Genomic DNA, 15,208 nt, shown 5'->3' with positions numbered 1-15,208 from the left:
TTGCTAGGGTAACTGCCTTATTTACCTTGTAAAAAATAGGGCTTTTCTTTATGATCAGAAAAATTTTTTGTCGTTAGTTTCATTTGAACAAAAAGTATCGGTGAGTGTTCGGCACTGATGTAGTAATCATAAAAATCAAACTTGTTTAAATAGAATAATAATTGGAGATGTTGGATGAGCAATACGCCCGTGAATAACGGCCGTCGACGCTTTTTAACTGCGGCTACTTCGGTAGTTGGTGGTGTTGGTGTTGTCGGTGTGGCAGTGCCTTTCATTGGATCCTGGAACCCAAGTGCGCGTGCGAAAGCTGCCGGTGCTCCAGTTGAAATCAATGTAGGTAAATTACAGCCTGGTCAATTAATTCGTGCAGAATGGCGCGGTAAACCTGTCTATGTGATACGTCGTACTGAAGAAACGTTAAAAGCTTTAGCTAATCATGAAGATCAGTTACGTGATCCACAATCTGCTGAACCTCAACAGCCTGAATATGCAGCCAATGCATATCGTTCTATCAAACCTGAATATATGGTGGCATTAGGTGTTTGTACGCACTTAGGTTGTGCTCCTACGTATCATCAGGGTAATTTTGAAGAGCAAGTTGAAGGCGTGAAAGACGGTTTCTTCTGTCCATGTCATGGTTCTAAGTTTGATATGGCTGGCCGTGTATTCCAAGGTGTTCCTGCTCCTACTAACTTAGTAGTACCAGAGCATTCATTCCCAACTGAAACCACCGTCTTAATTGGTGTTGGTCAAGGAGAAGCGTAATGTTTGCAAATTTTATGGCTTGGATTGACAAGCGTTTACCGGTGACAGATTGTTGGAATAAGCATTTAGCCCAATATCCAGCACCTAAAAACTTTAACTTTTGGTATTTCTTTGGCTCGTTAGCTATGTTGGTTTTAGTGAACCAAATTTTAACGGGTATCTGGTTGACCATGAACTATGAACCTTCAGGGGAAGGGGCATTTGCTTCAATTGAATACATCATGCGTGATGTTGATTATGGTTGGTTGCTACGTTATATGCATTCAACAGGTGCTTCGGCATTCTTTATTGTTGTTTATATGCATATGTTCCGCGGTATGATGTACGGCTCTTACCAAAAACCACGTGAATTATTGTGGATTTTCGGCATGTTAATCTTCTTAGTATTAATGGCTGAAGCCTTTATGGGGTACTTATTACCTTGGGGTAATATGAGTTATTGGGGAGCACAAGTTATTATCTCGCTCTTTGGTGCTATCCCCGTTATTGGTGAAGAATTAACGATTTGGATTAAAGGTGACTACGTTATCTCTGGTGCTACACTTAATCGTTTCTTTGCCTTACACGTTGTGGCGTTACCATTAGTCTTGGTTGTCTTAGTATTTTTACATATTTTAGCCTTGCATGAAGTAGGCTCTAATAACCCTGAAGGGACAGATATTAAAAAGCCAAAAGGTAGTGTTAAACCTGAAGAATTAAGTAAGTTTAAGTTCCATAAGCATTATTCAGATAAGTACGATATTGTCGATGCTATACCGTTCCATCCGTATTATTCAGTAAAAGATATTATGGGTGTGGTTGGTTTCTTAATTTTATTCTGCTGGGTGATGTTTTTTGCTCCAGAGGGTGGCGGTTACTTTATTGAGGCGCCAAACTTTGAACCTGCGAACGGTTTGAAAACGCCTGAGCATATTGTACCTGTATGGTATTTTGGACCATTCTTTACCATTTTACGTGTTATTCCGGATAAATTATTAGGGATGATCACTATGTTCGCGGCTATCGGTATGTTATTCGCTTTACCATGGTTTGATCGCGGCGTGGTTAAAGCACTTAAATTCCGTAGTAGAACACATTTCTTAAACCTAACTCAGTTTGCTATTTGTTTTATCGTGTTAGGTATTTTAGGTACTATGCCGGCAACTGATTTAGCTAATTTAATTGGTCGAGTTGCTACATTTGGATATTTTGGATTTTTCGTAGCGCTTTGGTTCTATAGTAAAAATGAAAAAACTAAGCCAGTACCAGAGAGGGTTTCAGGATAATGAAAAAGTTACTTATAACAATTTTAGCTTTAGTTCCTTTAATGGCTTCTGCTGCTGGTCCTAGCATGGCTTTGGGCAAAGCAAATAATGATTTATCTGATAAAGAATCACTAAAGCGTGGTTTTGAGTCTTACTTAAATTATTGTTTAGGCTGTCACCAGCTACAATATCAACGTTACAACCGTACTTTTGCCGATTTAGGTATCGATGAAAAAGAAGGTGTTGAAAAATGGATGCCAACAGGAGAAAAACCTGGTGATCATATTACTAATACTATGCCAAAGAAAGAAGCTGCAGCATGGTTTGGTACTGCGCCACCAGATTTAACCTTAGAAGCACGTTTTAGAAGTCCTGATTATATTTATACTTATTTACGTACGTTTTACGAAGATAGTAAACGTCCTTTTGGTGTAAATAATAAAGTCTTCAAAGATGTAGGTATGCCGCATGTATTACAAGACCTTCAAGGGGTAAGAACAATAGATGAGCATGGCGAATTATCTTCAGCGAAAGGCGGTAGTATGACGGCTGAAGAATATGACGCTTTTGTACGTGACCTTGTTAACTTCCTTGAATATGTCGGTGAGCCAAATAAGCTTGAACGTAAAGCATTAGGTTACTGGGTTATTGGTTTCTTATTGATCTTATTTATTCTTTCTTATTTACTGAAAAAAGAATATTGGAGAGATGTACACTAAGTTAAAATTAGTGTCGTAATTTTTTCTGGGGGCATTTGCCCCCATTGTTAATTTTTTAATAGTAGAATTTTGGAGGCAAAATGGCCGTAGCTGCAAACAAACGCTCAGTGATGAATTTATATTCACATGCAGATGATATGTATAGCCACCAAACACGTATAGTGTTGGCGGAAAAAGGCGTTGGTGTAGATATTCACTTGGTTGATATGGCGAATTTGCCAGAAGATTTAATTGATTTAAATCCTTATGGAACAGTACCAACATTAATTGATCGTGAATTAGCACTATATGAAGCATCAATTATTATTGAATATTTGGATGAGCGTTTTCCTCATCCGCCATTGATGCCTGTTTATCCTGTATCACGTGGTCGTAGTCGTTTAATGATGCATCGTGTTGAGCAAGATTGGTATAGCTTAGCTAAGATCATTTTAAATGGTCCGGCAGATGAAGCTGATAAAGCAAGACAAGAATTAAAAGAAAGCTTATTAAGTGTTGCGCCTATTTTAAATGAAGCGCCTTACTTTATGAGTGAAGAGTTTAGTTTAGTGGATTGTTATTTAGCACCGCTATTATGGCGTTTACCTGTACTAGGTATTGAACTAGATGGCCAAGGCTCTAAAGAGCTAAAAACTTATATGCTTAAATTATTTGAACGTGAGTCTTTCCAAGCCTCTTTAACTGAAGCAGAACGTGAATTACGTTTTGGAAATCCGGTTTAGTCTTGATGTCTGACTCAATGACTTCATCAAAGCCCTACATTGTTAGGGCTTTTTATGACTGGATTTCAGATAATCAACTCACTCCTTATATTGTTGTTGATGTGAGCGTATATGGCGTTTTAGTGCCTATGTCGTATGTCAGTGATGGTCAAATCACTTTAAATATTTCTTCATCAGCGATTGGTGCTATTTCCATGGCTGGAGAGCAAATAGAATTCAGTGCTCGGTTTGGTGGCAAATTAGAAAATATCGTTGTGCCGTATGGTGCCGTTGCTGCAATCTATGCGAAAGAAAATGGTGCAGGTACCTCTTTAGCAATTGAACACCCAGATATTGAAGAATTACCTGAAGAAACAAGCCCTGCAACGTTATCAACGGTTGCTTCAGATCCAAGTGATTCCACAAGTGAAAAGCCGAAAAGTAATGGCAAAGGGCGAGCAAGTTTAAAAGTCGTCAAATAAAAAAATCCACCTAGGTATTAGGTGGATTTTGTATTAGGTGGATTTTGTATTAGGTGGATTTTACTTCGTCGGTTTTCATCATGAATAATGATCAACTTAATCACTAAGCTGAAGTGCGAACTCAATCTAAATATTCAAACATCTTAAAGACTTTATTCACACCACTAATATTACGAGCCACTTCAACAGCTGCATTTGCTTCACTGTTTTTAATTAAGCCCATTAAAAATACTTCGCCGTTTTCGGTAACCACTTTAATATTTGTAGCGTCAAGTCTGTCACTACCAAATAAGGCAGTTTTCACTTTTGAAGTTAACCAAATGTCATTACTTTTCGTGGTAACAGAGACCGTATTACCGATGCGTATTTGGTCATAAATATGTTCAATACCATCGACTTGGTTAATGGTTTTAATCGCCAAATCTTTTAAATAGCTATTCGGAGCTTGACCAACGACTAATACTTTACCGTTCACACTAATCACTTGTAGATTAGTGTTATCCGAAAGTCCGTTAACTTTCGCTAAGTTATTATGTGCGACAAGTTCAATTTTTTGATCGTCTACTTGATTACCAAAACTGCGATTATCGTTAACAACGGTTGCCCCGCCGATCACTCCAACAACGGCTGCGGCAACACAACCTTGTAAAATTGCGGCTGTAGAAGCGATAAAAATAAATTGTGTTAATTTCATGCTATTTATTCTTCTTGTGGGAAAAGTGTGGTATCAATAATGTCACATAGGCAATGAATAACCACTAAGTGTACTTCTTGAATTCGGGCAGTTCGTGAAGAGGGGACACGAATTTCAACATCTCCTTCACCTAACAAACCTGCAATATCACCGCCATCTTTACCAGTAAGAGCAATTATCGGCATATCACGAGCAACTGCTGCTTCAATGGCTTTAATGACATTACGTGAGTTACCACTGGTTGAGATCGCTAATAACACATCACCGTTATTACCCAAAGCACGTACTTGTTTTGAAAAAACTTCGTCAAAGTGATAATCGTTACCTATTGAAGTTAGTGTTGAGCTATCTGTTGTTAATGCGATTGCGGGTAAGGGAGGACGTTCTGTTTCATAACGATTTAATAACTCAGCAGAAAAATGCTGAGCATCGCCAGCAGAGCCGCCATTTCCACATGCTAAAATTTTATGTCCTGCAAGTAGGCTTTGTACCATCACCATACCAGCTTGTTCAATTGGACTGGCAAGGGCCTCGCTAGCGGCAATTTTAGTTTGAATGCTTTCAGTAAAATTGCTTTTAATTCGTTCTAACATAAATGAACTTTGCTCCATAAATTATGCTGGGTGTTTAATTCTATAATAGACTTTAGCTAAAAGCATTTTTTAGCCAGTGAATCGTTGGATTGTTGGTATCGCCTTCAATAGCGACAATATCAAATCGACAGGCGGTATTATATTCATTTAAGTTTTGCTGTTGTAAGTAAAATATTGCTGTTTTGATAATTTTTTGTTGTTTTTGCTGGGTAACGGCAGAAATAGCGCCACCAAAATGATTATTTTTACGATATTTTACTTCAACAAATACAAGACAATCGTCGTCTTTCATGATCAAGTCTATTTCACCTTGGCGACTATGAAAGTTTTTTGTTAATAATGACAAACCATTGTCTATTAAATAATGCTCGGCATATAGCTCCCAAGAATCGCCTAGGGTTTTAGTCGAGCGTTTAGTTGTCTCAGTAGTTTGCGCGAATTTATTCAGTTTGTGCCATAGCAACTTCTTGTACCTTATCCTTTTGGTAACGACCCCATAATAAACTTCTCGTTAATACCGTATTATTGTTCAGTTTTAGGATGCCTGTTTGACCATAGTGCCTGATATAGGGATATAGTTTAAACATATGAAATTTATCAATAAGCGATAAGCTGTCGTAACCCATCGCAAAAATTCGTTGTAAGCTGTCACTTCTGTTTGGCCAAATTGTTTCTATCAATTGTTTTAACGGTTGATTCTGCTGTTTACTGGGTAGAATCCATGGCATTTCAGTAAACTCTAAACCTGTTAGGTCACGACTATCACTTTTATCGGCGTTATCGCTGTGACTACGCGAACTTGCAAAGATAGGAATTTGATTAGAAAAAGGACTGATATTGACATCAATATAAGGTTTTAATAAACGAGTTTCATTAGGAGAACCCACTACATAAATCATATCTAAGTCACGTCTATTTCTCGCTTCGGTTTTAATTTTTTGTCGAATTCGCTTATCAATATTATTTATACGCGCTTGGCTTGCCGACACACCTAAGCTGTCTTTGAGCTCATTTTGCATGGTTGCGCCACCATTTATATAAACTGTCTCCGGTGTTTTTCCGGTAATTTTATGCCATTGCGATGCGAAAGTTTCAGCAATGCGTTTACTGACATTATCTTTCTGGCTAAATATAATGGGATGACGAAAGTTTCTTTGACTTAATGTTGTGGCTGCTTGAATTGCTTCATCAGCAGGGTTCATTGAAAGTACGATATGTTGTTCTTTTAAAGTTTCTCTTGTTGGCGAATTTAATAAAAGTGTTGGTAGCGTAAGTGCAGTTTGAGCGAGGTATTGATCAACATTTTCTTTTAATAATGGCCCAATAACATAATTAATACCTAATTCGGTAAAGGTTTGACTAAGCGTTGTCATATCCACTTTATTGGAGTCAATAAAATGGAGTTTTTTGTTCTCGGCATTATTATATGCTGACAATATACCTTGTTGTGAAGATTCACCCGCCGCTTTTTGTCTGCCAGATAACGGCAGTATAATAGCGATATTTTGCTGATTTTGAACAAAAGTTACCTCTTCATTCATCAATTGTGGAATTAAAAGGTTAGCAGGATGTTGTGAAAACTCTCTTTGCCATTGTGATAAATAGCGTTGAAAACTACTGGAATCATAACCAAATCGATGAGCAAAATTTAATAACTGTTGCCAGCCTTGTATCTGTGGAGGCTTGTTTGAAACCAGTTGTTCAATTTCCCATTGAGATAATTGATTTAACGTCAGCCAAAGCGTGTCAACATCAATTTTAGTGGTGTTGGGATTTAATTCAAACGCTCTTAAACGTGCATCCACTGCTGCTAAGTTCAAGCCACGTTGGTGTTGAACCTCTGCGAGTGTTTGATAATATTGAAATTGAAGAGGGGGAGAAAGCAAATCCGCCGCTTTAATTTGTTGAAGCGTTTTCAAAGCGAGTTCTATATTCCCAATTTGTAATAAACCTTGGGCTTTAATTAATACAAGTTGATCTCGTTGTAATTGATCTTCGGCAAGTGGTAGCGTTTGTTCGCTAAGCCATAAAGCTTTCGCTAAATTATTTTCATCAATAAACTTTTGGCTTGCTGAAATAATTAAATTAATCGCCTGGTGAGGTTCAGCATTTGCCGCTTGGTTTAAATATTCATCGGCGCTAATTGCTGCATCTATATCAACAGCAATGGTACTATCTGGTTGTTTTGCTTTTTTTTGACTGACTTTTGGGGTCGAACAGCTAAATAAAACACTTGCTAACAACATGGTGATCAACAGGGAAAAAGTGTGTTGTGATATTAAATTTTTGTTCACAAAGAAAAGCCCGTAATGTATCTAGTTACTGTATAATAAACGTCATCTTCGATTGGCTCAACACAAGTATAGATAAATGACAGATAAAGCAGAAATTTTAGGTACCTTATATATTGTTGCTACTCCGATAGGTAATTTAGCCGATATCAGTCAGCGGGCGTTAGATACTCTCGCAAGTGTCGATATCATTGCCTGTGAAGATACCCGACATACCAAAAAATTATTGTCTGCTTTTTCTATTTCCAATAAAACCTTATCACTGCACGATCATAATGAGAGACAAAAACAAGAGTATGTTGCTAGCTTATTACAAGCAGGTAAAAATATTGCTTTAGTATCTGATGCTGGTACACCTTTAATTAGTGACCCAGGATTTCACCTTGTTAGATATTGTCGTAGTTTAGGGATAAAGGTGTCGCCAGTACCAGGCGCTTGTGCTGCTATTTCAGCCTTGTCGGTTGCCGGTTTACCAACTGACAGATTTAGTTTTGAAGGCTTTTTACCGGCTAAATCTGGTGCAAGAAAAGCCGTGTTACAATCGCTAGAGCATGAAGCGAGAACCATGGTTTTTTATGACGCACCACGCAGAGCGATTGATACTGTTAAGGATATTGTCGAAACCTTAGGAGGAGAACGTTATGTTGTTATTGCAAGAGAACTCACTAAAACCTTTGAAACTATATATTCTGACATGGCAGAAAATTTACTTGCTTGGTTAGAGCAAGACTCTAATCAATTAAAAGGGGAAATGGTATTAATTATTGAAGGTTATAAAGCCGATGTTAATGAAATATCTCCACAAGCTATCGCGACGTTAAAATTATTATTAACAGAGATGAAGCCTAAAAGAGCATGTGCCATTGCCGCTGAAATTCATGGCGTCAAGAAAAATGCCCTTTATGATATAGCTTTATCGTTAAAATAATTTATTATCATAGGTATGTAGGGACTTTATAGATATTACATTGGATTTTCTAAGCATGGCATTAAAAGGAATAAGCACATGGCAACTATGCATGATTATGCTGTTTTTACAGGGAGCTATATTGCCAGCTACCACTATCGCCAACACATTTAAAATTACCACACCAGATATTATCACTGTCGTCCCTAGGGTAGAAAATAAATTACTTAAATCGTACCAAAAAGTAGGTATCAAGGCAGAACTCATTCGCTTACCGGCAAGAAGATCTTTGGAAACAGCGAAGGAAAGTGATTGGGTTGATGCAGAACTTGCTCGATCTGAACAGCTTGGTAGCATACTTGTCGATTATATTAGAATCCCTACGCCACTATTAACCCTTTCAGTGAATAGCTATAGCCAAAAAGCCAATCAATGTTTTCCTAATTGGAAGTCATTAAAATCTTCTCAAGTTGCCATTTTACGAGGTTTTTTATCGATAAAAGCACGATTAGTTGAACATAATATTAAATACTTAGAAGTTACTTCTAATGCTCAAGCGGTAGCGATGTTAAAAGCAAATCGCGTTGATGCGATTATTACTCCTGAGTTTTTATTAACCGATACATTAAAAGCACGTTTACAAAATAGTGCTTTGCATTGTATGAAGGTAATTGAAGCCGTGCCGCTTTATCATTACATACGAAAAAGACATCAAGCCATTGTGACACAACTAAAAGAAGTGATTAAAGAAGCGTTTAAAGACGAGCCCTAAAATATAGTTGTTTTTCCTGTTGGAGATGATGATTTCATCAGGTAGAATGCGCCTCGAGTTGACGAGACAATCGCTGCCTAATTTATTTCGATATTATTAGGGGGAGGAAAGTCCGGGCTCCAATGAGCAGGGTGCCAGGTAACGCCTGGGCGGTGCAAACCGACGACAAGTGCAGCAGAGAGAAGACCGCCGATGACTTCCTCGGAAGAACAGGTAAGGCTGAAAGGGTGCGGTAAGAGCGCACCGGATTGCTGGTAACAGTAATTGCAGGGTAAACTCCACCCGGAGCAAGACCAAATAGGGTTTCATTACTTTAAATAGTATACGCGTGGCTCGCGTGGAAACCGGGTAGGTTGCTTGAGCTATAAAGCGATTTATAGCCTAGACGAATGATTGTCACTCTTTTTCGAAAGAGATACAAAACCCGGCTTATGTGTCAACTCACCAATTTTAGTAACCGCTTAAGCTATTGATAATGGTTTAAGCGGTTTTCTAAAATCTTTTCATATTCTTATCGTTTCAATCACAAAGTGCTGCACGGTCAGGTGTAAGGAAAATAAAACTTTAAAGACAGTGAGTTTTATGTAACGTTGAAAATATTCTATAGAACCAATTTATAGTACTGTTTTTTAACGATTCTTGATAGTAAGTGCCGTATTGTTTGGGTAGATATATTCGTGAGATATAACTACCTCTCTAAATTTTAATACCTTTTATGTGCTTTTGCAGTATCAGCCATATGAGAATGAGATCTATAAAATAGTTTACCAGCTCCGCTTAAGTCGGTTTTTGTTGAAGTAATAAATGAGCAAATATTTATCTTTGGTGAAGAAGTTAACTTGGGTGTTGATTTAAATTTTTTAAAGCTTGTGGTGTAAAACCCGTCCAACGTTTAAAAGAGCGGCGAAAATTGGTGATATCAGAAAAATTGAGGTTTTCAGCGATCTTTTCGTTATTATAATTTTGTTCTGTTAATAAGAACACTGCTTGTTGTTGCCTGACCATGTCGAATAATTGTTGATAAGTCACATTGTGCTGGCTGAGCTTTCTTTTTAACGTGGCATTACTGATTGATAAATGGTTTGCTAACCAGTCAGCATTAATTTCTTGTTTATTTCGCACTCTTTTGATCATTTGTTGCATCACATAATGGATAAATCCTATCTTAAGTGTGATTGAAGGCACTTTTTGTTGGTAATGTTTAGTCAAGTCTGCGTTTCCGTTTGCAAGTGGAAACATTAATAATCCATTATCAAACTTTATCTGTAGCGGTAAGTGATAAACTTGTTGAGTGTTAAAGGTTGATACGGCATTAGCGCTTGGTGAAAACTCAAACTTACAGGGTAAATACGCTTGATATTGTTCTATATGCCGAGGTGCCGAGTAAGGAAATCTTATGGTTAACCGACTGAGTGGAAGTTGTTTTTGTTTAGCTATCGAGATGATTAAACTGGAGAATAACTCACAAATAAATTGATAATGGTTAATGTTTTCTATGCTAATTGCTTGATTAAAAATGAAATATTGATATTGCTCCGTACTCTCATTACGCATAAATAGAAAAGGAAAAATTTGATAATGAAAATGACGAGCAGCGGCGATTATATCGCTTAAGTTTTCAGCATGAGCGATTGTCTGACCAGCCGATTCTAAATGATTTGGATATAGCCGACTACCTAATAAAAATGCACTATCACTATGAGGTAAGTATTTACTGACATTTTCTATAACCCGAGAAAATTGCTGATGAGAAATTTTTAACTTCGGGTTGGATAAATCACTTAAAAATAACTTACTGCCTTTGAGTAATTTATCTGGCGCAATATGACGTTGCTTAGCCATATCAACTAATAATATCACCCAAAGGGGTATTGCTAGCGATTTTTTATGTTGTTCAAAAAATGGCATTAGGCACTGTACGGTTTTTTAGCTAATTGCTTTGCAGCGCTTAAATGATTATTGATGTCATACAACACTTCCTCGTAACTGTGCCAGCCTCGATACTGATGATTACAGGTGATCACTTTAGGGTAAATTGCCTCACTTGTTTGGCCATGTTTAAAAGCGAGGTGTTCAATGGCACGTTTTGTTTGCTGTTCAATTTCCTTGGTTGTCACTTCTAGGGTATTGGGCATTAATACAATAAAACGATCACTAGCATATCGACAGGCAATATCACCATCACGAATATTCATTTGAATTAATTGCGCGACTTCTCTGAGCATTAAATCACCATGTTGATAACCATAATCATGATTAAATTGAGCGAAATGGCGAAGATCGAACATCATTAACGAGAATGATGTTTGTTGTTTCTTTGCCTGATTAATTTCAAGCTTTATTTGCTGTTTCATGTATTCGGCACTGTATAAGCCCGTAGTAAAATCAACCAAACTATGTTCTCGATAAAAGCGCTCTGTTCGGCTAAGTTGATGATTAATAGCTGTTTGCTCTTGGTGCCATTGATATAAAGCGATACTCATTAATACCATACCTAATGGAGCAGGTAGTGCTTCAATGGCGGTTAGCCAGTGATCGTCGGGATAAATGAAAAACTCATCGAGAAAGTCGAGTAATACCGACACATGGGTAAATAACAAACCGATAAATAATAAATTTGTCACCCGACCCGATGGGCGGCTAACCAGTGTGAAAAATATCCATATCAGTGTCATTAATGTAATGCCCCCTTCGCCAGCTATATCAATAAAATCGATTTCACTGGTCTGCTTTAATTGGCCAAAGGAATATGCACCCAAGCAAACGATGGCAATAGTCATCAATAAACTATTAATAAGAGTTTTGTGAAAAGGTAGAAAAGCAAAGTTCATAAAAATAACTATTCAAGTAATTAGTGCTGATTAGCATAAAAATATGTAGGGCTCAGCGGAAGGGTCATATTAGCTCACAAGAGTTACAACTTTTTTACAGCAAAGCGATAAAGTTAAATATATTCAGCAATACTCCTTGAATAACCGTGAGAAAATGCAAGGTTGAATTAGCTCATTCATCTTAAAAATAATGATATTTGAGTGATATTTGATTCAAATTCGCCCGTTGGTGAAGTGAGTGAAATATTACTGTCATTTTTATTGGTTAGCGTCTTCACGTTTCTTAAACCCGCGACAATAAAAATTGTCGTCAACTACAAAATGATGAGATACGAGAATGACCAAATTAACTCCGTGGAAGCAGTTTAAATACTCTGCACTAGCGATAACTTGTGGTGCTGCTCTATTCAACACTACAGTGCTAGCGGCTGAATCTAATTTTTCTGGCCGTGTAACTGACGCGTCAAATTCGGTATATTTTGAAGGTGCGAAAGTGCGCTTGATAGAATTAGACATTACAACGATCACTGCTCGAGACGGTTCTTTCCGTTTCAGTAATGTGCCTCAAGGGACATATACGTTAGAAATAAACTATTTAGGCGCTGAAAAAGTAACTAAAAGTATTACTGTTGGTACTGATGGCGAGATTCAGCAAAGCTTTGTTATAGGTTCTGACATTCGTAGTATCGAAAATGTTATCGTATATGGTCAACGTGCAGGCCAAGCAGGTTCAATTAACCGTCAGCGTAATGCCGACAATTTAATGTCAGTGGTTAGTGCAGACATAATAGGACAGTCGCCTGATCAAAATGCAGCAGAAGCGTTGCAACGCCTACCGGGTATGTCAATTCAACGTGATCAAGGTGAAGGGCGTTTTGTTGCTATTCGTGGTATCGACCCCAATTTAAATAACGTCACCATCAATGGGGTTAATGTGCCTTCGCCAGAATCAGGGGTTCGAAGTGTTGCCATGGATGTTATTCCGTCTGAGCTGATTCAAAGTTTAGAAGTGAGTAAAACGGTTACACCTGATATGGATGCTAATGCAGTGGGTGGCTCTGTTGAAGTTAAAAGCTTAAGTGCTTTTGATAAGCAAGAGCAAAGCTATAGCGCAACAATTCAAGGCTCTTACAATGAATTGATGGAAGAAAGCAGCCCTAAATTATCAGGTAGTTTCACTGATGTTTTTCAACTCTCTGGTGGCTCACAACTTGGTGTAGCTAGTGCTATTTCATGGTTTGAACGCGAGTTTGGCTCTCACAATATTGAAACAGGTGGCGGCTGGGCTGAATTTGAATACGAAGATGCAGTAACAGGAGAAGATGTTGAAACTTTTGGCGCTGAAGAAATTGAGCAACGCCATTATGCTATTACTCGTGAACGTCTAGGAGTTGCCTTAAACTTTGATTTGCACACCTCTTTAACCGATAAATATTACTTACGAACCTTGTATAGTCATTTTTCAGATGATGAGTTTAGAACCAGTAACCAATATAAATTATCTGATGGTGCCTTAGATTCTAACTCTTATACTCAAAGTAGCGCACAATTTATTGACGCTGAAATGGAACGAGGTACGAAAGATCGTTACGAAAAACAAGAAATTTTATCAATTGTATTAGGTGGTTCAAACCAACTTAATCAATGGTTAGTTGAATACGATGCTGGTTTTTCAAAGTCAAAGGAAGATGAGCCAAACCGTATTGATGTGGCTTTTGCTGGCGAAGATTTGCTTCTTGGTTATCAATCAACAGGCAATGTGCCACGTTTAACTCAAAGTGCTGCAGCCCATGATCTCACTAATTTTGAAATTGATGAGATAGCTTATGAAAATAACCGTGCTGAAGATGAAGAAATTAGCGTCAAGCTCGATCTAAGTCGTGATTTTGTTTGGAATAACAACAACGGTGTTTTCAAGTTTGGTTTCAAGCATCAGTCACGTGAAAAATCGAATAACGTCGATGTAACTATTTACGACGGTGGCTTTGACGAGGTAACCGCGGCGAATTTTGAAACCGCTTCTCCTCGCTATGAACTAGGAAATTTTGGTCCTAGTCTTAGCCAAAGCGGGCTGTCGAGTTATGTTAATAGTAATAGGAGTCAGTTTGAAATCAACGAACTTGATACCATGATCGATTCAAACGCGGGCTCTTATTTTAGTGAAGAAGATGTTACTGCTGCTTACGCAATGATTACGCTTGATATTGACAAGTGGCGAGTTATCACAGGTCTTCGTTATGAAGATACCAGTTTTGAAACTACCGGAAATCGTGTTGAGCTAATCGAAGATGGTGTTAATGATGATGAAAGCGTTAATATTTCGCCATGGCATGTCAGCAAAGATTATGCTCACTTGCTACCAAGCTTAAATGTTAAATATCAAGCGTCAGAAAAGCTGCTTGCTCGTTTTGCTTTTACACAAACTATTGCGCGACCAACCTTTGGCGATTCAGCTGCATATCAATTAATTGAAAGTGAAGTGACTGAAGATGATGGTGTAATTGAAACTGAACGAAAAGCTGAAGTAGGTAACCCAAACTTAGAAGCTTTTGAGTCAAACAATATTGATTTTTCAATTGAATATTACCCAGGTAATATTGGCGTTATGTCTGCGGGCCTATTTTATAAAGATATCAGTAATTATGTTGTGCTTGCTGAAGTGCAAAATAATGGTCAGTGGGACGGTTATGAAGAGGTCTTTCAACCAATCAATGGTGGAGGTGCGTCATTAACTGGCCTTGAGTTAGCGTGGACAAAAAACTTTGACTTTGGATTATTTATTAGTGCAAACGGTACCTTTGTTGATACTGATGATGATTTACCAAATCAAGCTGACACATTAGCAAACTTAATGTTGGGGTATGAAAACAATAAATTCAGCGCCCGCTTAAGTACTTCATACAAAAGTGAAAGCTTCCAGTTTGTCGACAATGATTCATCTGTTTATGAAGACACCCATACTCAAGTCGACTTCACAGCTAAATATTACTTTAGCGACACCATGCAAGTGTATTTTAACGCCGTCAATATAACCGACGAACCTTTATATATTTACCATGGCGATAGGGCATACAACTATCAATATGAAGAATATGGCGCGTCGTTTGAGTTAGGTTTTACCATTAACTCGTTGTAATAAGTAATGGCTAGCAAGGCAAATGTTATGTTTGCCTTGCTGTTGAATGAGTAAGAGAAATAACGTAATGAAT

14 protein-coding genes and 1 other RNA gene are annotated in these 15,208 nt (G+C 37.8%); 9 read left to right on the top strand and 6 right to left on the bottom strand.

Annotated features, from left to right (window positions below):
* Positions 1-174 precede the first annotated feature (174 nt).
* From petA to Q4493_RS03640, 5 genes are all read left to right on the top strand, one after another.
* A complete protein-coding gene (petA, locus tag Q4493_RS03660; protein ID WP_303449487.1) occupies positions 175-765 on the top strand; it encodes a ubiquinol-cytochrome c reductase iron-sulfur subunit in 591 nt (196 codons plus the stop codon).
* Positions 765-2,030, top strand: coding sequence for a cytochrome bc complex cytochrome b subunit (locus Q4493_RS03655; RefSeq protein ID WP_303449486.1), 1,266 nt, complete (start codon positions 765-767; stop codon positions 2,028-2,030). Before petA ends, Q4493_RS03655 begins: the two co-directional genes overlap by 1 nt.
* Positions 2,030-2,728, top strand: a complete 699-nt coding sequence (locus tag Q4493_RS03650; RefSeq protein WP_303449484.1) for a cytochrome c1 — start codon at positions 2,030-2,032, stop codon at positions 2,726-2,728. Before Q4493_RS03655 ends, Q4493_RS03650 begins: the two co-directional genes overlap by 1 nt.
* An 80-nt stretch (positions 2,729-2,808) precedes the next feature.
* Positions 2,809-3,450, top strand: a complete 642-nt coding sequence (gene sspA, locus Q4493_RS03645) for a stringent starvation protein SspA (protein ID WP_303449482.1) — start codon at positions 2,809-2,811, stop codon at positions 3,448-3,450.
* A gap of 17 nt (positions 3,451-3,467) precedes the next feature.
* Entirely contained in the window at positions 3,468-3,911 is a 444-nt protein-coding gene (locus Q4493_RS03640) for a ClpXP protease specificity-enhancing factor (RefSeq protein WP_303449481.1), read from the top strand.
* Between the two features lie 121 nt (positions 3,912-4,032).
* On the opposite strand, the gene dolP is transcribed toward Q4493_RS03640, so the two are convergent.
* The 4 genes from dolP to Q4493_RS03620 are packed head-to-tail and all read right to left on the bottom strand — an operon-like array spanning position 4,033 to position 7,492.
* Positions 4,033-4,605 (bottom strand): division/outer membrane stress-associated lipid-binding lipoprotein, encoded by a 573-nt coding sequence (gene dolP, locus Q4493_RS03635; protein ID WP_303449479.1) that lies wholly within the window; start codon positions 4,603-4,605, stop codon positions 4,033-4,035.
* Between the two features lie 5 nt (positions 4,606-4,610).
* Positions 4,611-5,198, bottom strand: a complete 588-nt coding sequence (locus tag Q4493_RS03630; RefSeq protein ID WP_303449478.1) for a phosphoheptose isomerase — start codon at positions 5,196-5,198, stop codon at positions 4,611-4,613.
* Positions 5,199-5,250: 52 nt separating this feature from the next.
* Positions 5,251-5,661 carry a YraN family protein gene (locus tag Q4493_RS03625; protein ID WP_303449476.1) on the bottom strand — a complete coding sequence of 137 codons (411 nt, stop codon included), beginning with the start codon at positions 5,659-5,661 and terminating at the stop codon, positions 5,251-5,253.
* Positions 5,639-7,492 carry a penicillin-binding protein activator gene (locus Q4493_RS03620; protein WP_303449474.1) on the bottom strand — a complete coding sequence of 618 codons (1,854 nt, stop codon included), beginning with the start codon at positions 7,490-7,492 and terminating at the stop codon, positions 5,639-5,641. The genes Q4493_RS03625 and Q4493_RS03620 overlap by 23 nt, the downstream gene beginning before the upstream one ends.
* Before the next feature lie 76 nt (positions 7,493-7,568).
* Here Q4493_RS03620 and rsmI point away from each other — a divergent pair, with 76 nt between their 5' ends.
* From rsmI to rnpB, 3 genes are all read left to right on the top strand, one after another.
* The gene (gene rsmI, locus Q4493_RS03615) at positions 7,569-8,417 is read left to right on the top strand and encodes a 16S rRNA (cytidine(1402)-2'-O)-methyltransferase (protein WP_303449473.1); all 849 of its coding nucleotides are present in this window, start codon (positions 7,569-7,571) and stop codon (positions 8,415-8,417) included.
* 55 nt (positions 8,418-8,472) lie between these two features.
* Positions 8,473-9,168, top strand: a complete 696-nt coding sequence (locus tag Q4493_RS03610) for a transporter substrate-binding domain-containing protein (protein ID WP_303449472.1) — start codon at positions 8,473-8,475, stop codon at positions 9,166-9,168.
* Between the two features lie 54 nt (positions 9,169-9,222).
* Positions 9,223-9,616, top strand: an RNA gene (gene rnpB, locus Q4493_RS03605) — RNase P RNA component class A.
* Positions 9,617-10,002: 386 nt separating this feature from the next.
* On the opposite strand, the gene Q4493_RS03600 is transcribed toward rnpB, so the two are convergent.
* Together Q4493_RS03600 and Q4493_RS03595 are read right to left on the bottom strand one after the other, a co-directional pair.
* Entirely contained in the window at positions 10,003-11,076 is a 1,074-nt protein-coding gene (locus tag Q4493_RS03600) for a helix-turn-helix transcriptional regulator (protein ID WP_303449470.1), read from the bottom strand.
* Positions 11,076-11,948, bottom strand: coding sequence for a diguanylate cyclase (locus Q4493_RS03595; RefSeq protein ID WP_303449468.1), 873 nt, complete (start codon positions 11,946-11,948; stop codon positions 11,076-11,078). Before Q4493_RS03595 ends, Q4493_RS03600 begins: the two co-directional genes overlap by 1 nt.
* Positions 11,949-12,336: 388 nt before the next feature.
* Between Q4493_RS03595 and Q4493_RS03590 the strand changes: the two genes are divergently transcribed.
* The gene (locus tag Q4493_RS03590) at positions 12,337-15,135 is read left to right on the top strand and encodes a TonB-dependent receptor (RefSeq protein WP_303449466.1); all 2,799 of its coding nucleotides are present in this window, start codon (positions 12,337-12,339) and stop codon (positions 15,133-15,135) included.
* Positions 15,136-15,208: the final 73 nt, after the last annotated feature.

The sequence above is a fragment of the Colwellia sp. 1_MG-2023 genome (assembly GCF_030546755.1).
Lineage (GTDB): Bacteria > Pseudomonadota > Gammaproteobacteria > Enterobacterales > Alteromonadaceae > Thalassotalea_H.
The sequence above is the reverse complement of the archived record's forward strand: the minus strand, read 5'-3'. Positions and strand labels throughout refer to the sequence as shown.